Origin of the sequence: Parabacteroides distasonis, assembly GCF_004793765.1 — a bacterium.
Classification (GTDB): domain Bacteria; phylum Bacteroidota; class Bacteroidia; order Bacteroidales; family Tannerellaceae; genus Parabacteroides; species Parabacteroides distasonis_A.
This window is the reverse complement of record NZ_SRYM01000003.1, coordinates 111,250-134,306: the sequence shown is the minus strand read 5'-3', so window position 1 is coordinate 134,306 and position 23,057 is coordinate 111,250. Positions and strand designations below refer to the sequence as shown.

The window sequence follows — 23,057 nt, the reverse complement described above, 5'->3', positions numbered from 1 at the left end:
AACTATATTTCAATAATTTCAAAGAACTTTTTCAGATTTTAATGGGACAGTAGTGAAGATGCGAAGTAGTCAACTAAAAACGTTAACATACAGGGGTATTGTTGTTTCTCGTAGGGAAAACAATGGTTTCTCCTATAGGAAACTTTAGTTTCTTCCTAGGGAAACAAAAGTTTTATAAGCAGAAAACTTTTGTTTTTACTCGGAAAAACTGTAAACTATTATACGTTAAAGCTTTATAGGTATCAAGAAGACTGCTGAAGTGATGAAATACGGCGAGTGTAAGAAGATCGTTCTGTTTTGTGGTGAAAAAGCGTAAGTGATTGTAGATAGGATCGAATTATTGTAGATGTTTTTTTATCTGCAATAATGGGTTAAACATCATATAACCAGATGTCTATATGCGAAGTTGTAGATGTTGTAGATGTTTTTGATTATTTATAGGAAAGGATAGGGTGGTAAATTAATAGTGAGTGGGACGAGGGCGTTTTTAAGCAGATAGCCTTAGGGCAATTTATATAAAGGTATTTGCACGATGCGATGTGCAATTTTGTATGAAAATTGCACATCGCATCGTGCAATTTTGTATATTTGTCCTTTAAACATGAATCGATATGGAGACCTTATTTCGTTCCTTTAGAACTCAATTAGAGCATACTTCGACAGAAGTCGTGCGTTTTCTTCACGATCAGATCGCATGGGATAGCCGATTGGTCGCGATTTTAGGTGCTCGTGGTGTTGGGAAGACTACCCTATTGTTGCAGCATATCAAATTGTATGATCGTGAGGATGAGTCTTTGTATGTTACGGCAGATGATTTCTATTTTACCAAGTATCGGTTATTCGACATGGCTTATCAATTTTATAATCTGGGTGGGAAAAAACTTTATATTGACGAGATTCATAAATACAAGGATTGGTCTAGGGAGGTGAAGAATATATACGATCAAATTCCTGGTCTTCAAGTTATCTATACAGGTTCGTCTATTCTTGATCTGGAGAAAGGTGGTGCGGATTTAAGTCGCAGGAAGGTAGAGTATAGATTACCCGGACTTTCTTTTCGGGAATATTTGAATATATCGCAGGGGTGGCAGCTTCCATCGTATTCGTTGGAAGAGATTCTCGCTGGGAAGGTTGAGTTCCCTTATAAGGAAGCTCGTCCACTCAAATTATTTAATGACTATTTATCGACAGGTTATTATCCATTTTTTCAAGATACGGAATATCTCTTGCGTCTGCGTAGCGTGATTAACCAAATGGTGGAATCTGATATTCCGATTTTTGCGGATATGACGGTGGCTTCTGCCGTAAAGTTGAAGAAATTATTATATGTATTAGCTCAAAGTGTCCCTTTCAAACCAAATTATACGAAGTTAGCGAGAGATTTGGATATCAGCCGGAATGTGTTGCCCGACTATATGAGTTATTTGGAGAAGGCAGGTCTGGTTAATTTACTGCGAGAAAAAGCGCAGGGCTTGAAATTATTGGAGAAAGTAGAGAAGATCTATCTGAATAATACGAATCTGGCTTATGCGTTGTCGGAGCAGGTACCGGATATCGGTTCCGTGCGTGAGACGGTTTTTCTATCTTGGATGCGAGTCGTATGCTTCGTTACTTCTTCTGCGATTTCAGACTTTGAGATAGATGGCCGAACCTTTGAGATTGGGGGAAAGAATAAGACGCGGCAACAGATCAAGCAAGCGGCGGATGGGTATGTGGTGAAAGATGACATAGAGTATGCTTTCCGCAATATGATTCCATTATGGATGTTTGGCTTTATCTATTGAATATCCATCAAGGTCTTGCCACGATCATTACATAATCCCTCTCGAACACTTTAGGATCGTCTAATAATTTGATCAGGTCTTTTTGGCGGGAGGAGGTGGGTTGATTCCTTTGTTAAGTATGTGTTTTTCATAAAATGAGCGTCACTAGAGAACCTTTTTTGTTATATTTGCGAAAATCCCATGAATATGATGTATGTACCACCATTCACAATCTCAGCAAATGCCATCAATCTGATCGCGGAAATATCTGCGCGGATTGAGCGGTACGCAATTCGTTTGGAACAAAACGACAAACTGAGATTGCGAAAAGCCAACCGGGTGAGAACGATTCACAGCTCGTTGGCCATAGAAGGTAATACGTTGTCGGAAGACGAAGTGAAAGACATCATTGATGGTAAAACCGTTGTGGCTTCTTTGCGCCAGATTCAAGAAGTAAAGAACGCCATAAAGACATATGAACTTTATAGCGGTTTAAACCCGTTCAACGTGAAAGACTTACTAAAAGCGCATGGCACAATGATGATGGCGCTCACCGATGATGCCGGAAAATTCCGTAGTGGCGGAGTTGGCGTATTTATGCTTCAAGAGATTTTGAATACTCTGAAAGAACATCAAGGAACTCCGATCATCCAAACCAAGGAAAGCGAAGTTCGGGATAAAGTTCGGGATAAGTTCGGGATAAGTTCGGTATAAATTCAGGGCAAATCATTGAACAAATCCGACGTAACCCCAACGTCACCCTTGATGAAATAGCAGCTACTCTTTCTGTTACCCGTCGTTCTATTGAAAAAAAGATTAAAGAACTTCGTGATGCCGGTTATTTAAAACGTGAAGGTAGCAACAAATCGGGACGTTGGGTAATATTTGAGGATGCCAATAAATCGTTAACTAAAAAGTAATAAATATGCCTCCAGCAGCAAGATTGACAGATATGCATACATGTCCTATGCAAACCCCGGCTTGGCCATCACCGATACCCCATGTAGGCGGTCCTATCGTAGGACCGGGAGCGACGACTGTTCTAATCGGTAAGATGCCGGCGGCGGTAATGGGGGATAGTTGCGTTTGCGTAGGCCCTCCGGATACGATCGTTAAAGGATCTTCCACCGTGATGATCTGCGGTAAACCTGCCGCCAGAATGGGAGATACGACAGCTCACGGAGGGCAAATCGTATTGGGATGTCCCACCGTTATAATAGGTGGTTAGGAGGATCTGCGGCATATAATATATGTATATTGTGAGAATATTACTATCTTTGCCGCCACTTGAAAACTAAAAATAACAAGACATGGAAACAGTAGTAAGTGGAATCAGACCAACTGGTAATCTGCATCTAGGCAATTATTTTGGTGCGGTAAAGAGTTTCTTGCGGATGCAAGATGAGTATAATTGCTTCTTCTTTATTGCTGATTGGCATTCGTTGACTACTCACCCGCATCCTGACAATATACGAAATAGCGTAAAGACGATCCTCTCGGAATATCTGGCTTGTGGTATCGATCCGGAGAAAGCTACCATTTATATTCAAAGTGATGTGCCGGAGGTGGTGGAGTTGTACCTATATTTGAATATGAACGCTGGTATCGGCGAGTTGATGCGTACGGCCTCCTTTAAGGATAAGGCCCGTCAGCAGTTGCATATCAGCCGGGAAGGATGTGAAGGCGATGTAGAGAAAGAGATTTTTAATGAAGGTAATAAACATAGCGTAAGTGCTGGTTTGTTGACTTATCCGACTTTGATGGCTGCCGATATTATTATCCATAAGGCGTTGAAGGTTCCTGTAGGTAAGGATCAGGAACAGAATATGGAAATGGCTCGTCGTTTCGCCCGCCGTTTCAATTCTACGTATGGTGTGGATTTCTTCCCGGAACCCGCATCGTTCCATTTGGGCAATAAGTCTGTGAAAGTACCGGGCTTGGATGGCTCCGGTAAGATGGGCAAGAGCGAGGGTAACGCGATCTACTTGATAGATGATGAGAAAACAATCAAGAAGAAGGTTATGAAAGCGGTTTCCGATGCGGGACCAACCGAGCCGAATAGCGTGAAGCCCGAGCCGATCGCCAATTTATTCACGATGATGGAAATTGTCTCCGAGAAAGAGACCTATGATTTCTTTAATGAGAAATACAACAATTGCGAGATCCGTTACGGCGATATGAAAAAGCAGTTGGCCGAGGATATCAATAAGTTCTGCGCTCCGATCCGTGAGCGTATCTTGGATATGGCCGCCAATACGGAATATCTGGATAAGGTAGCCCGTATGGGTGCGGAGAAAGCTCGTGAGAGCGCTTCTAAGACTTTAAATGAGGTACGCCAGATTATCGGTTTCCGTTCCTATTGATGCTTATTAATTAAAAATAAGAAAAAGCGTTTAGGGATAAGTCCTTAAACGCTTTCTTTTTATTAAAACCATTATAAAGAACCTGAAAAGCGATTTGTTAAAAAGAAAAGGTTGTTACTTTGTGGTGAATCGTTACAGATAACAAACGTATGGCTGCTATTACCACCCAGGAGTTTGAACATCATTTCAAGAGTTTATATAAGCCCTTGTGTTTGTTCGCGCTTCGTTATACCGATCAGGTAGACGATGCCGAGGATATCGTGCAACAGGCCTTTGCGGATGTATGGGATAAGAACCGGGCTGGTAATGTGATCGGGAATCTCAAGGCTTATTTATATCAAGCGGTGAGGAACCGTTCTCTCTCATTTACCTCACAACCCGTAAACGCTGAGGCCACCGAGCAGTTACCCGACGTGGAAGATACCTCGGAAGAGGAAGATGTCCTGCGATCGGAGCGTGACGCTCGCCTATGGGACGCTATCGATCAGTTACCTCCCGAACGGAAGAAGATTTTCTTGTTATCCAAACGGGATGGCTTGAAATACCAAGAGATCGCGGAGGAATTGAATTTATCGGTAAAAACGGTTGAGAGCCAGATGAGCAAGGCATTGAAAGCTTTGCGAGAGACCGTTATCCGTGTTTATATGTTCTTTTTCGGATAAATTTTATAAAAAGGAATGGGGGTTTTTTCATGTCTCTTTGTCTTAGAGATAAAGGTTATTTGTTTATTTCATTAAAGCATGGAGAGTGTATGAGGAAGTTGGTAATGTTTGCGATGTGGATGACGTGCGTGGTCTCGGCGCAAGCGCAATGGAGAGTGACGCCGGAAGCTGGTATAGAGGTGAAACGGGTCGCTTTCAATATTGGCTATGATTTGGGTGTAGGTAAGCAATACGAGGGATATGCTTATAACATAGACCTGAACTATCATACGGCTAGTTTTACCTTGGGGTACACATTTTAAAGAGAAAATAGGATGAAAGCGATGGTTTGTATAAAGTCGGTGTTTATATTCGCAGTGTCGATGGTGATTTTCTCATCTTGCGTATCGTCTAGGATCTCTCCCAGTATGAGTGTAGGAGTTCCATTGAAGAAGGGGCAGGCACCAAATGTCGGATTCCAGTGGTATGAGACCGGAAGGACTTATTAAATAAAAGGAATAGTAATGACTAACGAGCATGACAATAAATTAGAACAACGCATCCGTTTCGTAGCGAAACACTATCGGGAAGGAAGCCTTGACACGGATAAGGCATGGCAGAAGTTCGCTTCTGGGCATGCGATTAGCCGGAAGGTCTCGTTTCGCCGGTATTGGATTGGGGCGGCCGCTGTCGTGTTAGTGCTCGTAGGTTTGGGGACATGGTTTACGGTAGAGCGAAACGCCCCGGATTGGGTAGCGATTACTACCGTCCCCGGACAAATGAAAGATGTTTATCTTCCAGATAGTACCTTGGTCGCTTTGGCCGGCGATTCTTGGATCCGGTATGATGCGAAGAGATATGATAAAGAGAGGCGTGCCGTGGAGATGAATGGAAAGGCCTTTTTCCAAGTGACGAGGAATGAGGCACGCCCTTTCTCTGTGAAAACGAGCCAAACGGAAGTTACGGTGCTGGGAACAAGTTTCCAGATAGATGAGAAGCCCACCGTTACGGAAGTCAATGTAGTTACCGGCAAGGTATGTTTTACCGCCGGGGAGGAAAAGGAGAACGTGATACTTACCGCTGGGATGTCGGCTCAGTATTCTGTGGAGGATAAGGAGATAACGGTAGTGACGGAAGAAGACGTGAACAAGTTGGCTTGGAGGACGGGGCAACTGCGTTTTATGGAGACGCCGCTGGATAAGGTGATCGAGGATTTGAGCGATTACTACCAAGTCGAGATCGCGAACCAAGCAAAGAACGAGGGAGCGAGATTGACCGCTACCTTTACTGATCTGCCTTTGGAGGATGTATTGCTCGTTGTTAACCAGACATTGGACGCACGTTTAATTACCACCTCGAAGAAATAAAATCAGAGCATTTTATGAGATCTATTGTTGTATGGCTGATAGGGATTCTTTTGCTTCCCGGTTGGAGGGGACATCTATATGCGCAGATGCCGGAACCTACGCCGACGGTTACGTTAGATATGCGGCAGGTTCCCCTGTTGGATATATTGATGGAACTTGAGAAACAAACCGGATTGTTCTTCTCGTACGAGTCTTCTCTGCTGAAAGAGCTGCCAGAGGTTTCCTTGTCGGTCCGGGATGAATCTTTGTCGTACTGCCTGAAGCGCTTATTTTCCCCATTACCGGTTATCTATCGGGTTACGGGGCAATATATTATCTTAAAGCGAAAGCCCCGTCAATATACGATCAGCGGATTCGTCAGGGATTCGGCTTCGTATGAGAGCTTATTGGGGGCTTCGGTTCTAGTGAAAAGTTCGAGGGGAGGGACGATGTCTAATAATTACGGCTTTTATAGCTTGATACTTCCACCCGGTAAGGTCAGCCTTAGGGCCTCGTACGTGGGCTTTAAGGCGATGGAGATAGAGATCGATTTGCAAAGGGATACGATGATCGACTTCCCGTTGAGGTCGTTGGCCTCGTTAGGCGAGGTCGTTATTCGGGGGACCCGGCCTCGCTACGAGATATTGAGTAGCCGCACGGGGGTGATCGACGTACCTGCCGAGCGGGTGAAGTCGATGCCCGCTTTGCTGGGGGAGGCGGATCTGGTGAAGACCTTACAGCAGTTGCCGGGCGTGGCGGTAGGCACCGAGGGAATGACCGGCTTGTATGTGCGTGGGGGCGGAGCGGATGAGAATTTGTATCTGCTGGATGGAAATCCGGTCTATCATGTGAATCATTTGTTGGGTTTTTTCTCGGCGTTCAACCCGGACGCTATTAAGAATACCCGTTTTTATAAAGGGAGCTTTCCGGCGGAATATGGCGGAAGGCTCTCGTCGGTTGTAGACGTCCGTATGAATGACGGGAGCCGGCAGGAGTATCACGGGAATATCTCCGTGGGTTTACTTTCGGCGCGGGCGAATCTGGAGGGGCCGATCGTTAAGGATCGCTCCTCGTTTAATGTCTCGGTACGCCGTACGTGGCTGGATTTGATAACCGGGACGACATTGGCTGTAGCCAATAAGAACAGTAGTATCAAAGATGCTTTCGGTTATCATTTCTTCGATATTAATGCGAAACTCAACCACTCTTTCTCGGATCGGAGCCGTGCCTATCTGAGCTTTTATATGGGGCAAGATGCTTTCAGGCAAGGGAGTAAGGAGAAAAATGGGGATTCCGAGGATATGTTTCTGTGGCGTTGGGGGAACTTGATCGGCTCTGCTGGATGGAACTACGTGTTCGGGCAAAAACTGTTTGGTAATTTGATGGTGGGTTACAGCCGTTTTCGTTCTCATATCCGGCAGGAAGTGGGGGGATATGAAATTTACGCAGGTAAGGAGGGGAAAGAATCGTTCAAACGAGAGAGCCACTATAAATCGGAGATGGAGGATCTGAGCGTACGGCTGTCTGTGGATTACAGTCCTTCGATGAATCACCGGATACGCATGGGCACGGATTACCTGTTTCATAATTTTCGCCCGGAGAATAGCCGGCAACGGTCTTGGGTGAACGATTCGTTAATAAATCCCGTATATGAGCTTTTGTATGATTATTCCTTGATGAAGGGGCATGAGTTCTCTTTGTTTGCCGAGGATGAGATGCGGGTCGCGGATCGCTTGCGGGTGAATGCCGGATTGCGGTATACCTTGTTTCATGTAGAGAATGAGATCTATCATTCTTTTCAGCCTCGTTTGTCGGTACGTTATTTATTTCGCCCGGATCTATCGGCGAAGATATCCTACGGTAAGATGAACCAATATGTCCACTTATTATCGAATACCTACGTGAACCAGCCTACGGATATTTGGGTGCCGGTGACGGATCAAGTGCCTCCGATGAGCTCGCGCCAGATTACCGCCGGGCTTTATTATAATCTGAGACGGATGTATGATTTCTCGATCGAGGGATATTATAAACGGTTGAATAACCTGATCGATTATAAGGATCATTGGCCGGTAGAGACACATTTTTCCGGTTGGGAAGACCGGGTCGGTTTGGGTAAGGGTACGGCTTATGGCGTAGAGTTTATGGCGCAAAAGGCGAGCGGGAAGACAACCGGATGGATCGGGTATACGCTTTCTTGGTCGGATCGCTGGTTTCCGGATGGTTCCGTGAACAAGGGGCGTCATTTCCCGTTTCGCTTCGACAACCGGCATAAGGTGAATGTGGTCGTTTCGCGTAAGTTATCCCGGAAGGTGGAGCTGACGGGATCTTGGGTGTTCGCGTCGGGCAATCATATCAGTTTGCCGGAATATAGGTATCTTCGTCCCTCTAACCAGAAAGAGCATGGATATTCCGGGGTGACGGGGATAATGGATACGAGCCCCGGCTTGAGCGCACGCAATAATTATCAACTATCTCCGTATCACCGTTTGGATCTAGGGGTGAATTTTTACCGGTATAAAAAGAAAGGACGGATGGGGATTTGGAACTTAAGCTTATATAACGCCTATCTGAAGCCGAACCCTTTCATGACCGAGTTGAAAGCTAGTGGTTCCGACATCGTTTTGCAGGAGACGATTCTGTTTTATTGTATGCCATCGGTCTCTTACACTTATAAATTTTAGCTTATGGGAAGATGTTTGTTGGCTATATGCATTTTGATGTATGGGGCGCTAGCGGCCTCATGTGTACGTGACGTGGAGATAGACTTAGGGGATTTGCCGGACCGGATCGTCCTCAACGCCTCGGTGAGTCCCGGGAAGGATGTGCGCGCTCATGCCTCGAAGACTTGGTTTATCATGGACAACGTGGCCGATTTCGGTTTGCCGGATGCAAAAGTCCGGGTCTATATCAATGGCGAGTTCCGAGGTTTGATGCGGAATGACGACCCTAAGGAGGGAGGGGGCGATACGGGGCAATATGTCTTGCCCGGTTGCCGTGTGCGTGAGGGAGACCGTTTGCGTATGGAGGCGGAGGCGGACGGGTACGAGCCTGTCTCGGGGGAAACTCTAATTCCGGGCGGGGTGGAGATTATCGGCGTGGACACTTCTACCTATCAGTCTTCTTCATATTCATCCCGTAATTTGCGTTTCGCGGTCGAGATGAATCCCGCCGGCGGTGGCTATTACCGTTTAGTCATAGAGAAAGTGACGGATTACCGGAAAGGGGATAGTACCATGACCGTGACCTCTTACCAAAGCGCGAACGGATACCTTTGGTATTATACTTATTTCAACCTGTATTACGAGGATCCGGTGTTCCAGACTTTCGGGGGGAGCCCGCTCACGAGTCAGATAGATGGGCGGTATTGTATGGGGGTGTTTGCGGGGAAGGACATGATTTCCGGGAATACGCTTCGTGTGTCCGTTTCCCCGGTGGATTATTCGTATGAGAGCGACACGCTTTCGTCGAAAGTCCATTACGATGTGCGCCTATTGTCTATATCCGAGGATTATTATCGATATATGAAGATTATGAGGGGGTACTCTATCACGATCGGCGAGGCGAATTTCGGGGCGTTGGTAGAGCCGGCCGATACGTATTCGAATGTGGAGAACGGCTTTGGGATCGTGGCCGGATATCAAGAGGATAGATTACGTATCACGATGCCGAGAGATACGGTACCTCCTTATTGGAATCCTTGGGACGGATACAGTGTACAGTAGGCAGTGGGCTACGCCGAAAAAGACCCTTCTCGGATAGGGGTATTTTAGGAAATCTTGTCTTATAAATGAATTCAATGAAGTAGAATGATGACAGAGTGGATGAATAAATGGCTTATGGCCATTTTTTGCTGGATGATTTTTATGCCTGTTCCAGACCTCTTGGCCCAATCAGCCAAGACGAAGGATGATCCCCGGATTACGTTGCGTATGAAGGAGGTTTCGTTGCCGGAGGTCTTGTCAGAGATCGAAAGACAGGCGGGCGTGACCTTCTCGTATGAGTCTTCTTTGTTGAAAGAGCTTCCGAAGATCAGTTTCCAAGTGAAAGATGAGGCATTGACGGATTGTTTGACCCGCTTGTTCGAGTCGTATCCGATCGTGTATAAGGTGAGTGGAAAGATCGTGATTCTGAAGCGTAGACAGAGACAGGTAACGATCAGCGGCTTCGTGAGGGACCAAGCGTCCTCGGAGTCTCTGATCGGAGCCTCTGTTTATGAGGTCGCCAGCCGGAAAGGCTCGGCTACGAATAGCTATGGTTTTTTCAGTTTGACGCTTCCGCCGGGGAATATCCGCTTGCATGCTTCTTACATTGGTTATGAGAGCTGTTCCTTTAATTTCACGGAATTGGATAGGGATACCATATTAAATATTGAGTTGCGTCCGAACGCCCGTCTGGAGGAAGTGGTAGTTACGGCTTCGGAGCGGGATCGTTTGTCTGTAAATAACACCTTGATGGGAACGATGGGGTTTAGCCAGAAGACGATCAAGGCGACACCGACCCTGTTTGGTGAGTCCGATATCGTGAAGACCTTGCAACTGACTCCGGGTGTAGCCAGTGGGACAGAGGGACTGGCCGGTTTATATGTTCGTGGCGGCGACCAAGATGGAAATCTGTTTTTGATAGACGGTAATCCGGTTTACCAGATCAATCATGTCGGCGGGCTATTCTCCGCTTTCAATCCGGAGGCGATCCGTAATCTGGACTTTTTCAAGGCGGGTTTCCCTGCGAGATATGGCGGGCGACTCTCGTCTGTGGTAGATGTCCATACCAAAGAGGGCAATATGAAAGAGTACCATGGTAGCGCTACGATCGGGCTGATCTCCGGTAATCTGAGCTTGGAAGGCCCTATCATCAAGGACCGCACGGCTTTTCAGATAGCGCTTAGACGCTCGTGGCTGGATGTATTCTCTGCCCCGACGATAGCGATCGTAAACAGGGTCATAAAAAAGAACGGGAGCCGGATCAACCTTCGTTACGCTTTTCACGATTTGAATTTAAAGCTTAATCATCGTTTCAGCGATCGCAGCCGGATGTTTTTCAGCTTATATAACGGGAATGATGTATTAAAAGGAGGGGGAACGGATTTCTCAACAAAAGAAGAGCAAGTCCCTTATACGGATGGTACCCATTCATCGCTGCGTTGGGGTAATTTGATGGGAACCTTGGGCTGGACTTATGTCTTCAATAACCGTTTGTTCGGACGGGTTTCCGGGGTCTTTTCACGGTATCGCTCGAATGTACGGAGTTCAAAAGAATATAATTATGGTGTGGAAGGAGAAGATAATTATCTCTCTTCTTCATCGGAAACGAGTAGTTCTACCTCTATCTTGGATATGGGCGTCCGTTCCTCTTTTGATTACACGCCTTCTACGTCGCATGTGATTCGTTTTGGAGGGGATTTCTTGATGCACCGTTTCCGCCCGGAGTATAATGAGGTGAAAGCAGCCGGTTCCGGTATGCTGGAGTTTTCGAATATAGGGAAAATATATACGAATGATCTGCTATGGGCCCGTGAGGCGGCTGTCTTCGGAGAGGATGATTGGAATGTCTTACCTAGCTTGCGTTTGAATGCGGGGCTTCGGTTTAGCCTGTTCAATGTGGAGCGGAAGGCTTATACCTTATTGGAGCCTCGCACTTCCTTGAGATGGTTGCTACGTGACGATCTTAGCTTCAAAGCCTCATACGCCCGTATGGGGCAATATATCCATTTATTGGGCAACAGTTATATAAATTTGCCGACGGATGCGTGGATGCCTGTTACCCGTAAGTTGAAACCTTTAATCAGCGATCAAGTCTCCGCTGGTTTCTATTATAATCTGATGCGTTCTTATAGTTTCTCGGTAGAGGGGTATTATAAATGGATGAAGAACCTGTTGGATTATAAAGACGGCTATTCCTTCTTGCCCGGTACGGCGGCTTGGGAGGAAAAAATGGCGGTCGGCAAGGGACGTTCGTATGGCGTGGAGTTCTTGGCTCGCAAGGAAAGCGGACGTACGACCGGTTGGATAGGATATACACTTTCATGGTCGGATCGGCGTTTCGATGAGATCGATAACGGGCGACGCTTTCCGGCACGTTACGATAACCGGCATAAGCTGAATATCGTGGTTTCGCATAAACTGTCGGATAAGGTGGAACTGACAGCCGCTTGGACGTATACTTCCGGCAATCGAATGACCTTGTCGTTGGAGAGTTATGAGCAAGCTGGTACGCTTACTATTTCCAACCAATACAAGATGAATAACTGGTGGGAACCATCCGGGGAAGTGGTGGATTTGTATACACGTCGTAATAATTACCAGATGCCGGCTTATCATCGTCTGGATTTGGGACTTAATATTTACCGTCCGAAGAAGAAGGGACGAATGGGCATCTGGAATATCAGTATTTATAATGTATATAGCCGGATGAATCCGTTTATGGTCTATAAAAGTGATAACTGGGAACGAACGAATAACTTAGTCCCAGATTCTTCTTCTCCCTATAGCGGTAAAACAAAACCTTGTTTTAAGTTGATAGGTATTATGCCTATCATACCTTCCCTATCATATACTTATAAATTCTAGGAAGATGAAACAGATAAAGAATATTCTAATAAATACGATTTGTATAGTAAGCCTGTTTGGTTTGATGTCTTGCATCAAGGAGATCGACCTTGAATCCTTACGGCCGGATCCTACCTTGGTAGTGAACTGTGTCGCTATAACCGGCGAACCCTTAACCGTAAGTGTCTCCCGTACTTGGTTTTTCACGGATGATCATCCTAACGTGACTTTGGATAAAGCCGAGGTGAATTTATTCGTGAATGGCGTTTTTAAAGAGCGTATGAGCTTTCAGGAGGGGGATGAGGCATTTAACACGAAAGGTTATTTCAAGTCTGATTTTATACCGGTGAAAGGGGATCGTATCCGTGTGGAAGCTTCTTATCCGGAATATGGTGTGGCAAGTGCTGAGACGGTCATGCCTGAGCCTGCTCAGGTCTTGAAAGCGGGGGTAACCTATGCCACGGTAGCTGGCTCTTTTGGTTCTGCTCGCCAGAATGCGATTTATCAGGTAACACTCAAAGATAACCCTGCCGAGGAGAATTATTATTTACTCCGTATGGAAGAGGGCATTCCTGTTTTTGATGGAATAGCTAAGGAATATACAGGAGAATATAAATGGTTCTCGGTGAGTCCAAACTATGCGACTGAACCTGTTTTTGGTCAATCGTTGACAGCCTTGGATCAAATCTTTGGCAATGACTGGATGTATGGGTATGATGGAAAGGTCTTTTCTGATGAGTTAATAAACGGGCAAGAATATACCTTGCACTTAAGGGATGAGTATTATTATGAACCTTATTATGGATCATATCCGCTAAAAGTAGTCCCGGATTCGATAGGGATAGAAGATCTAAATGAGGAAGATTTTCTTCCGATTCCTCCTAAGCACCTACGGGTACACCTATATGCTATCTCGGCGGAATACTATCGATATCTGAAAGTTTTGCAAGATAAAGACACGGATTCAGTTTCGAACCTTTTGATCGATGGCGGTCTGGCCGAACCGATCCGTGTATTTAGCAATATAGACGGTGGTGTCGGTATCCTAGGCAGTTGCCACGTAGGAATGTTTGAGACGGAAATAGCGTCTTCCTCACATTCCAATCTTGAAGCGGCCCGATTTGAAGACGGGATAGACTAGGAACTGTGGTTCCATTTTCCGTCGTACCGGGTTGTATTCATAGTTAACACCGGCTCCCATCCAGAAATTATCAGTAACCTTGAACTCCATTGAGCCACCCACTTGGGTATGATAGAAAAAGGGATTCCTAAGCATATGGGGATTGTTGTACTCGTCGGCGTAATAAGCGTATTGTCCCCATCCTTTCAGTTTCAACCAGTCCGTAGGTTGATATTCCACTTGTACGTTTGCGCCGGCTGTTATTCCGGGACTAGGGTTGAAGGGACTAAAGAAACGACCACCGAATCCTCCGCCATAAAGACTCCAATTGCCGCTGTGCCAAGAAATACCCCCGTTCATGATCGTCATGCCTCCGACTCCTGGCCATGTATATTGAACACCGTTAGCGATAAGATCGAAACTTTCGTTTAGCCGTTTCATATAAGTCTCATTGAAATCCAACGCCATAGGCGATACCTCCCGAAGCATCGGGGTATATACGTTAAAGAACGGCTGATAGGCGGCGGAAGATATCTGCATATCCATCGGACGCTCTTGCAGGGACGTATGGGGAATATCGGGCGTGAACTCCCGCAGTTTAATATCGATATCCCGTGTCCCCGCAGGGGTAAATGTCTTATAAGAGGCTTTCGGGATGTTCAACTCATACGTCTTGTTTTTAGGCAGGACGATGATTTTACCTTCTTTATTTAAAATAAACGAAAAGTCAGACTGTGCCTGAATTCCAACGACACATATCCATGCCATGAATATAAATAATCCTCGTCTCATACACTCTCCTCCTATTTTTGATGTGAAGGTAACTTTTTTTGAATAAGATGCAACTTTTAGGATACCTATTTCATCTCTATAATAGAGAGCATAAGTACTTATGGATGAACAACTGTTAATCGATGGATGTATGCGAGGCGAATCATGGGCTCGTAAGGAATTGTACGAGCAATATGCTCCTGCTATGATGAGTGTTTGCATGCGTTACGTGGGTGACAGGGAGACGGCCCGTGATCTTCTGCAGGACGGGTTCGTGAAGATATTTACGAAGATCCGGTCGTATTCCGGCTCCGGGGCTTTCGGGGGATGGATACGGCGGATCTTTGTCACTACGGCTCTTGAATATCTCCGGTCTTCAGAGAACACGAGGCTAAGTGTAGGTCTGGACGGCTATGACGACAGTTTGGAAGATATCAACTATTCCGTATTGGACCGTTTATCGGCGGACGACTTGTTGGCTTGCGTGGCCCAATTGCCGCCGGGATATCGTACGGTCTTCAACTTATATGCGATAGAGGGATATACGCATAGCGAGATCGCCGAGATGCTGCATGTACAGGAGGCGACTTCCCGCTCCCAGTTTATCCGGGCGAGGAACGCTTTGCAAAAGAGTGTACAATCTTTAATAAGGCATGAAAATGCGGGACGATAAGGATCATAACGAACGGCTGGATGATTTCAGCGGCTATATGCGGCAGCGCTTGGAAGAGCACCGGTTGCCGGTAGATGCCGGCTGCTGGGATGAGGTGGAGGCCCGGATGAACCGGAGAGCGAGATCACGGGGTTGGTTGTGGACGGGAGGCTTGGCCGCCGCCGCAGTGCTGGCTTTGGTTATTTGGCTGCTACCTTCCCCGGAGAAGATGCCATTGGAGGAATTGAGCCCCTTTCAGAAAGAGATATCGGAGAAAGCGGAGGAAATGAATATTCTTCCGGAGCATCCCGTTTTACCTGTAGAGCCTGTAAAGAAACGTATAGCGAAAGTGCTGAAATGGGAAAAAAAGGCTAAGCTTTCCGCTATTGTCGGGGAAAAGGAAACGATCCGGGAGGATGAGAAGTGTGAGACTATCGGGATTATTGAGAAGGATGCGATTGCGGCTATCGTAGAAGAACCGTCTGCGAAGGAGGATGCGTCTGAGGATTCGACGGACATAGTCGTTAAGCGAGGTGACTCTACGGTTCCTCTACCGGAAGGCGAACGAAGTCCCCGACGAAAAGCCTCTTTGAAAAAGAAAGCCAAGAAGAGTAAACGGAATAAGTGGTTATTGGCCGCCGCCGTTGGCTCTAGTGGTTATGTAGATAGCTTTTTAAATACGGATATGAGTTATGGCGATGTTTCTTCTCCGGGAGATATGAATGTTCCTTCCCAAGATCCTGATCCGAATAAGCCGGATAAAGACGATAATGAGAAGGAGAATGGCAATACGCCTCCCCAAACGGCCTCATTCCGTAATGCCCCGGTATTACGGAGTTCTGAGGTGGATGAGAACTTCTTGGATAATCGTTCGTTCGAATCTTATCCGGACGTTAGCTACTCCCTTCCGATATCTTTTGGTTTTACGGTACGGAAGGATTTGAGCCGGCGTATAGCCGTGGAAAGTGGATTGATGTATACGTATTTATCCACTACATTCAAGAGGGGAGGGGATTTCCCGTCAGAGGTGAAATCGTCTTTGCATTATCTGGGTATTCCCTTGAATCTGGTGGTTTATGTATGGAAGAATCAGCGATGGAATGTCTACCTCTCCGGAGGCTTTATGATGGAGAAGGGTTTGCAGGCCGTGTATAGCGGTTATATCGCCGGAAACGGAACGACTATCTCTAAGAGCAAAAAGGAGGGCATCCACGGTATGCAATGGTCCGTGAATGCCTCGGTCGGTGCCGCTTATCGTTTCTATGGGGATTGGAGTCTCTATTTCGAGCCTCGCTTCTCCCATTATTTCGACTGTGATCAACCGGCTAGTATTCGTACAGACAAGCCGTTGGGATTTGGGTTGAGCGCAGGTATACGATATGCTTTTTAATGATTAAATCTATTATAATTATGCGGAAACTTTTTTATTGGGCGTTTGCCTTTAGCCTTTGCGTCTTAATGGGATGCAAGGATGATGGAGTGAGAGTGGAGGTCGTGCGGTATGCTATCAACGAACCGGTATTCATGTCGATCTCCGAGTTTCGGAATTCAGTGAAGGTGACGGATGAGGTGGTGCCAATCACCAAGCGGGGAAAGATCTGTTTCTATAAGGATTACCTGTATATTTCTTCCCCGGATAAGGGCATCCATATCGTGGATAACAGGAATCCGGCATCTCCCCGGATAGCGGGCTTTGTAGAGTTGATCGGTAACGAGGATCTCTCGATCAAGGATGATAAATTGTATGCGGATTCGTATGTGGATCTGGTCTGGTTCGATATCTCCGATCCGGAGAGACCTGAATTGGAAGGTCGTGTGGAGAACGCTTTCCGTTATGCGCTTCCGACCATAGAGAATGGCTATGGGTTCGATTATAATATGTGTTATTCGGAAGAAGCGAGAGCGAAAGGTGTCGTGGTTGGTTGGGAGCCGAAGGAACGGGAGGAAACTATTTACCATTATCCGAGTTATGGCGGTGATCTGATGGCGAACGATGCGGCGCCGGGTACTTCCACGCAGGGCGTGAACGGATCTATGGCTCGTTTTTCTATTTATGGTAAGTACTTATATACGGTAGAACAGAATATCATGTGTGTTTTCGACCTGTCTGGGAACAAGCCTGTCTTGACGACAAACGACATTTGGTTGCAACGTGGTGTCGAGACTCTTTTCAACTATAAAGATAAGATGTTCATGGGAACTCCGACCGGCATGTTGATCTATTCGCTGGAAGATCCGCTAGCGCCTAAGTATCGTTCTTCCGTAAGTCATGTCTTTGGTTGTGACCCGGTTGTCGTGGAGGATGACTTAGCGTATGTGACTGTGCATTCCGGAAATACTTGCGGGCAAAATACCAATGAACTGATGCTCATAGACGTGAGTGATGTAGACCAACCGAACTTGCTGGTTACTTATGGCATGAAATGCCCGAAAGGACTAGGTATCGATAACGGTACTTTATTCCTCTGCGACGAAGGTTTAAAGGTCTTCAACGCAAAAGATCCTATGACCTTGATGGCCAATCAGCTTGTTCATTATGCCGGAATGGAGGGTTACGACGTAATCCCTTTTAAGAATACCTTGATGATGATCGCCGATGATGGCCTTTACCAATACGATTATTCCAATTTACAGGCGATATCTCAGTTAAGTAAATTGCCAATGGGCGAATAGAGTTTAATATTCCTCTTCGCTATTCGCTTCGCAAGGTGTTTACCGGATTACGGGATGCCGCCTTATAACTATGCCTGCTTACGGTCAGTAGCGTAACCATCAATACGATACCGCCGGACAGCAGGCTTGTTTCTATGGAGTACGTTCACGAAAATTCGCTACTTTTTATGTGTTATTTATGCGAGAATGTAAATAAAATAAGCTTCCTACTTTGATGTTATAATATTTATTCTGATCTTGCGGATGTTATTGTGTTTGATAAATTAAAATCTAAAACTATTATTATGAATCTTTTTGACAATATGCACGGACTAAAAGGATGCATTCGTTGTTTGACTTTTAAAAACGTGCTTTTAGCTCATTTTTTATTGGCTTTTTCAGTGGCAGGTAGTGTTTCCGCCGAGGCTTTGCCTACTTCTTATTTAAATGGCATTGAACAACAATCCCGGAAAGTTGCAGGACGTGTTTTGCAAAGAGTTGATAACGAGCCGGTCATTGGTGCTAATATTGTTGTGACAGGTACAACAATCGGTACAATTACAGATGTGGAGGGACGTTTCTCATTGGACAACTTGCCGGCAAATGCCCGTACGCTTACCGTATCTTTTGTTGGCATGACTTCGCAAACGCTTCCGATCAAATCAGAAATGATGATACTTCTGGAGGATGATTCGGAAACATTGGATGAGGTGATGGTCGTGGCCTATGGTACGGCTAAGAAAAGTACGTTTACTGGATCTGCCAGTTTGCTGAAGTCAGAGAAGATAGAGGCTCGTCCTGTTACATCGGCAACTTCAGCTCTGCTAGGATCTACGCCGGGTGTGCAAGTAGCCTCAGCCAGTGGTCAGCCCGGTTCAGATTCGGATATCTATATTCGCGGATTGGGCTCTATTTCTGCGACGAATACCCCTTTGATTATACTTAACGGTATGCCCTACGATCAGAGTATCAGTAGTATCAATCCCAGTGATATAGAGAGTATGTCTGTTTTGAAAGATGCCTCATCTGCAGCTCTGTACGGCGCACGAGGTGGTAATGGTGTTATCTTGATAACCACCAAGACGGGTAGTAAGGATCGTATGTCGGTGAATGTGAAAATCAACCAAGGATTCACGAATCGGCAAAGTCAGGATTATGAACGATTGGGCGTGAATGATTATTTGAAAGTATATTGGGAGAGCGCACGCAACCAGTTGATAAGTGGTGGTGCGTCACCAGAGCAAGCGGGAATGGCAGCCGCTCAAAACTTGATTTCAGGAACGCTGGGCTTCAATCCGTTTAACGTGCCGGACGATCAGGTCGTGGATGCGAACGGTGTGCTTAACCCGAACGCTACGTTCATGTGGGCGGATGATACCGATTGGGAAGACGCTATCCAGCGCACGGGCAGCCGTACGGATATAGGCGTGAGCGTGAGCGGAGGTAATAATAAGTCGGATTATTATCTTTCCGCCGGTTATCTGACGGAAGGTGGTTATATCATCGGATCGAAGTTTGACCGATATACCTTGAACACGAATGTTAACTCGCAGATCACCTCGTTCTTGAAGATTGGCGGTACGCTCTCCGGGAATATCAGCAAGGCGGAAGGGCAGCAGTCGCAAGCTTCGGGAAATAACAACAACCCTTTCCGATTCACTCGCTATATCGGACCGATTTATCCGATCCATGTACACGATCCTCGTACCAAAGAATATGTGCTGGATGCCAATGGCAATAAAGTGTACGACTTCGGTCAGGCCTATACGATCGAGGAGGGTGTGGAAGCGCCTTCGCGTGCGTATATCTCTGGTAATAACCCGGCTATTGAGTTGCAAAATATCAGCAACGGATACAAGCGGAATCAATTGAACGCGAAATTGTATGCAGAGATCCGTTTCTTGAATGATTTTAAGTTTACGGTGAACGGAGCCGTGGGAACAAGCTCTCGTTTAGGGCATTCGGCCAGTATCTATTATCCGGAGAAGACTGAGGTGGGGTCAAGCACGAAGACCGTTTCGTTTGAGACAACTTGGACGTTCAACCAATTGCTCTCCTATACAAAGAATTTCGGCAATCACCATGTCGATGTCTTATTAGGACATGAGAGTTATGATTATGAGTACAATTACCTGAAAGGCTCCATGCAAAACCAGACCATCCATAATGGCAACTTTGAGTTCAGCAATTATTCGGTGCCGGACGAGCAAGACTCTTATACGAATACCTACAAGACGGAGGGATTCCTTGCCCGTGCGAACTATGACTATAACAGCCGTTATTTCCTTTCTGCATCCGTACGCCGCGACGGATCCTCCCGCTTTTACAAGGATTCCCGTTGGGGTACATTCTTCTCGGTAGGAGCTGGTTGGCGTATTGACGAGGAGCGTTTCATGGAAGATCTTGATTTCATCGATTTGCTGAAGTTGCGTGTCGCTTACGGTGAGGTGGGTAATGATGCCATCGGTAGCTACTATGCGTGGCAAGCGGCTTACGAGCAGGCCATGAACGGATTGGAGGCCGGTTATATCCAGCAACGTGTCGTTCGTAATAAGGATTTGCAATGGGAGGTGTCTCGCAATGGCGACGTGGCTTTGGAGTTTGAGTTGTTTAAAAGTCGTTTGTCGGGTAGTATAGAGTATTTCGATCGTCGTTCCAGTAACTTATTGTTCTCGATCCCGCAAGCTCCGGATACGGGTGCTACTAGTGCATATAAAAACGCAGGTACGATGTACAACCGGGGTGTGGAGGTTGATTTGAACGGAAAGGTCATCCAAACAAAGGATTGGACGTGGTCTGTGGGAATTAACGCTACATGGTTGAAAAATCGGATTACCTCTTTGCCGGTAGAACCTTATAACAGCGGAGTACATCGGGTGGAAGAGGGCCATTCGCGCTATGAGTTTTATCTTCGCCAGTGGGCGGGAGTAGACCCTGCTACCGGAAACTCTATCTATGTGCCGGATCCGGAACTGACGGTGGAGTCTGTCGACCTTGTAGAGGTGGATGGAAAAACATATACGACTAACGTGAATGAGGCCATTTATGATTGGGCCGGAGAATCTACACCGAAGGTATCGGGAGGTCTTAATACGAACGTATCTTGGAAGAATCTTTCTTTAAGCCTGTTGTTTAACTTCCAGCTAGGTGGCAAGATGTATGATGTGGGATATTCCGATTTGATGACACAGCCTTCAGGATCCGCATCCTTGACTTCCAACAAGCATGTGGATATCTTGAATCGTTGGCAGAAACCGGGCGATGTTACGAATGTGCCTCGCATCGAGGATTTCGCAGATACGAATATGAATGCGGGAACTTCTACTCGTTGGTTGATCAGCTCGAATATGTTGGAGTTGGCTTCCGCTACTTTGAGCTATGATCTGCCGAAGCAATGGCTGGAGAAGGTTTCCATGCAAGGACTCCGGGTATATGCGTCAGGAGAGAATCTATTCTTACTGACGAAACGAAAAGGTATTTTCCCTCGTTCAAACATATTCTCAGGATATAGTGGTAATGCAGATGTTTATTTGCCTGCGAGAGTATTTACTTTTGGTTTGAATCTTACTTTTTAAATCATGTTTCCTATGAAAAAAATATATATACTAGTGTTGATATCCTTTGCGGTATTATTCAATGGCTGCAAGGAGGATTTTTTGGAGACAACTTCCACACAAACGGTAGATGAACAAGCGGTGTTCAATGATACCCAATCGGCTATGTTGGCTGTAAATGGCTTGCATAAATTGATGTGGACGGGCGATCTGTCTAGTTCGGCTTTTTATGGCGGTTACGATATGTTGATGATTTGGTATGAGGTGATGGGGGATGATTTGGTATATACGTACAGCAATGCGCAGTTCCAAAAGCAGGCTCAATGGTCGAGCCATCGGAATGCGACGATCGGTAGCGCAACCCATTTTTATCGCTTGTTGCAATATTTTATCTCTAACAGTAGTATGATTATCGATAATATCGATGCTGCGGAAGGTTTGGAGAGCGAGAGGAATTATATCAAGGGACAAGCCCATTTTTACCGGGCTTTCGCCTATTTCACGATGGTACAGATGTATGGCGGCCGTTATAAGGCAGAGGGCGATAACACGCAATTGGGTGTGGTAATTCGTAACGATAACTCAACGGAGCCGAGAGCGAGAGCTTCTGTAGAGGAGGTGTATACGCAGATCAATGAGGATATCGACTTGGCGATCCAATTATTGGGTGCTACGGAGGAGAAACGGACTAATAAGTCGCATATTGATTTGCACGTGGCTCGCGGTTTGAAGGCTCGTATCTTATTGACGCAAGGTAAATGGTTGGAAGCGGCTGAAATGGCTAAATTGGTCGTTGACCTATCAGGAGCCAAATTGCAAGATGATACCTATACGACATTGAATGATCGTTTCAGCGATCAATCAAATACAGAATGGTTGTGGGGATCGAATCCTTTGTTGCAGCAAGCTCCGAACTTGACTCACTTCCATGGATATATGTCGAATGAGATCATTTCGTATAATGGCAATACCCCTCGTGCGATTTATAATAAGTTATACGACAAGATCAGTGATACCGATGTGCGTAAAGGAATTTGGTTTCCGAGGGCGACCGATCCCAATACCCTTCCGCGACCGATCCGGGCGGAGTGTAACAGTAAAGCGTATGCTAATTATATGGCCAATAAGTTTATCGTATCGGATCCTACGACGAAAGGTGGCAGGGATGTTCCTTTCATGCGCTTGCCGGAGATGATGTTGATCATGGCGGAGGGATATGCACGTGCTGGGGAGCCAGGCAAAGCGGCTCAGGCTCTTTATCCGCTGGCAAGTCATCGGGATCCGGAGTATACGTTGTCTACGAAAACGGGCGAAAACTTGATCGAAGAGGTGATGACTCAACGTCGCATAGAGCTTTGGGGGGAAGGTTTCCGTTGGTTCGACTTGAAACGTTTGAATATGGATTTGGACCGTGGACCGGCTCCTCGTCCTGAGGTTTTCCCGAATGGTTTGATTGAATATTGGAACAAAGACGCAATGCCTAAAGTGGTGGATCCAGAAGCTTCTAATTACAATATGTATGGAGATGGAACGGTGACGGGTAACGGGAACAGATATCGTCCGGCCGGACATAGGGATTGGCAATGGGCTATTCCTGATAAAGAGACTCAGCTGAATCCGCTTTGCGAACCGAATCCATAAAGTAAA

Annotated in this window: 16 protein-coding genes and 1 pseudogene; 16 read left to right on the top strand and 1 reads right to left on the bottom strand. The window is 46.1% G+C overall.

All coding sequences use genetic code 11. The features are described from left to right. Positions 1-611: 611 nt before the first annotated feature. From E5342_RS02055 to E5342_RS02005, 11 genes and pseudogenes are all read left to right on the top strand, one after another. Positions 612-1,784, top strand: a complete 1,173-nt coding sequence (locus E5342_RS02055) for an ATP-binding protein (protein ID WP_005859561.1) — start codon at positions 612-614, stop codon at positions 1,782-1,784. Between the two features lie 189 nt (positions 1,785-1,973). Further along, positions 1,974-2,683: pseudogene (locus tag E5342_RS02050) on the top strand (HTH domain-containing protein). Positions 2,684-2,688: 5 nt separating this feature from the next. After that, positions 2,689-2,991, top strand: coding sequence for a PAAR domain-containing protein (locus tag E5342_RS02045; RefSeq protein ID WP_121735154.1), 303 nt, complete (start codon positions 2,689-2,691; stop codon positions 2,989-2,991). Between the two features lie 82 nt (positions 2,992-3,073). Further along, on the top strand, positions 3,074-4,126 hold the full coding sequence (gene trpS / locus E5342_RS02040; RefSeq protein WP_135958710.1) for a tryptophan--tRNA ligase: 1,053 nt from the start codon (positions 3,074-3,076) through the stop codon (positions 4,124-4,126). A 149-nt stretch (positions 4,127-4,275) separates the two neighbouring features. After that, a complete protein-coding gene (locus E5342_RS02035; RefSeq protein WP_121735155.1) occupies positions 4,276-4,788 on the top strand; it encodes an RNA polymerase sigma-70 factor in 513 nt (170 codons plus the stop codon). A gap of 89 nt (positions 4,789-4,877) precedes the next feature. After that, on the top strand, positions 4,878-5,090 hold the full coding sequence (locus E5342_RS02030; protein ID WP_236651443.1) for a hypothetical protein: 213 nt from the start codon (positions 4,878-4,880) through the stop codon (positions 5,088-5,090). A gap of 201 nt (positions 5,091-5,291) precedes the next feature. Next, positions 5,292-6,134: a FecR family protein gene (locus E5342_RS02025; protein WP_135958709.1), complete on the top strand. Its 843-nt coding sequence runs from the start codon at positions 5,292-5,294 to the stop codon at positions 6,132-6,134. 14 nt (positions 6,135-6,148) lie between these two features. After that, positions 6,149-8,797, top strand: a complete 2,649-nt coding sequence (locus tag E5342_RS02020; protein ID WP_135958708.1) for a TonB-dependent receptor — start codon at positions 6,149-6,151, stop codon at positions 8,795-8,797. A 3-nt stretch (positions 8,798-8,800) separates the two neighbouring features. Next, entirely contained in the window at positions 8,801-9,838 is a 1,038-nt protein-coding gene (locus E5342_RS02015) for a DUF4249 domain-containing protein (protein ID WP_135958707.1), read from the top strand. Between the two features lie 84 nt (positions 9,839-9,922). Beyond that, positions 9,923-12,682 (top strand): TonB-dependent receptor, encoded by a 2,760-nt coding sequence (locus tag E5342_RS02010; protein ID WP_135958706.1) that lies wholly within the window; start codon positions 9,923-9,925, stop codon positions 12,680-12,682. A gap of 4 nt (positions 12,683-12,686) precedes the next feature. Then, a complete protein-coding gene (locus E5342_RS02005) occupies positions 12,687-13,802 on the top strand; it encodes a DUF4249 domain-containing protein (protein WP_011967328.1) in 1,116 nt (371 codons plus the stop codon). On the opposite strand, the gene E5342_RS02000 is transcribed toward E5342_RS02005, so the two are convergent. Next, entirely contained in the window at positions 13,755-14,573 is an 819-nt protein-coding gene (locus E5342_RS02000; protein ID WP_135958705.1) for a hypothetical protein, read from the bottom strand. The two genes, E5342_RS02005 and E5342_RS02000, sit on opposite strands and share 48 nt — an antisense overlap. 100 nt (positions 14,574-14,673) lie before the next feature. Between E5342_RS02000 and E5342_RS01995 the strand changes: the two genes are divergently transcribed. From E5342_RS01995 to E5342_RS01975, 5 genes are all read left to right on the top strand, one after another. After that, the gene (locus E5342_RS01995) at positions 14,674-15,225 is read left to right on the top strand and encodes an RNA polymerase sigma factor (RefSeq protein ID WP_008772825.1); all 552 of its coding nucleotides are present in this window, start codon (positions 14,674-14,676) and stop codon (positions 15,223-15,225) included. After that, positions 15,212-16,594: a porin family protein gene (locus tag E5342_RS01990; RefSeq protein ID WP_135958704.1), complete on the top strand. Its 1,383-nt coding sequence runs from the start codon at positions 15,212-15,214 to the stop codon at positions 16,592-16,594. The genes E5342_RS01995 and E5342_RS01990 overlap by 14 nt, the downstream gene beginning before the upstream one ends. Before the next feature lie 20 nt (positions 16,595-16,614). Further along, positions 16,615-17,877, top strand: a complete 1,263-nt coding sequence (locus E5342_RS01985) for an LVIVD repeat-containing protein (protein WP_121772131.1) — start codon at positions 16,615-16,617, stop codon at positions 17,875-17,877. A 380-nt stretch (positions 17,878-18,257) separates the two neighbouring features. After that, complete coding sequence (locus E5342_RS01980) at positions 18,258-21,431, top strand: SusC/RagA family TonB-linked outer membrane protein (protein ID WP_246867041.1); 3,174 nt, start codon at positions 18,258-18,260, stop codon at positions 21,429-21,431. A gap of 12 nt (positions 21,432-21,443) precedes the next feature. Continuing rightward, positions 21,444-23,051 carry a RagB/SusD family nutrient uptake outer membrane protein gene (locus E5342_RS01975; protein ID WP_048927122.1) on the top strand — a complete coding sequence of 536 codons (1,608 nt, stop codon included), beginning with the start codon at positions 21,444-21,446 and terminating at the stop codon, positions 23,049-23,051. The last annotated feature ends 6 nt before the right edge of the window (positions 23,052-23,057 follow it).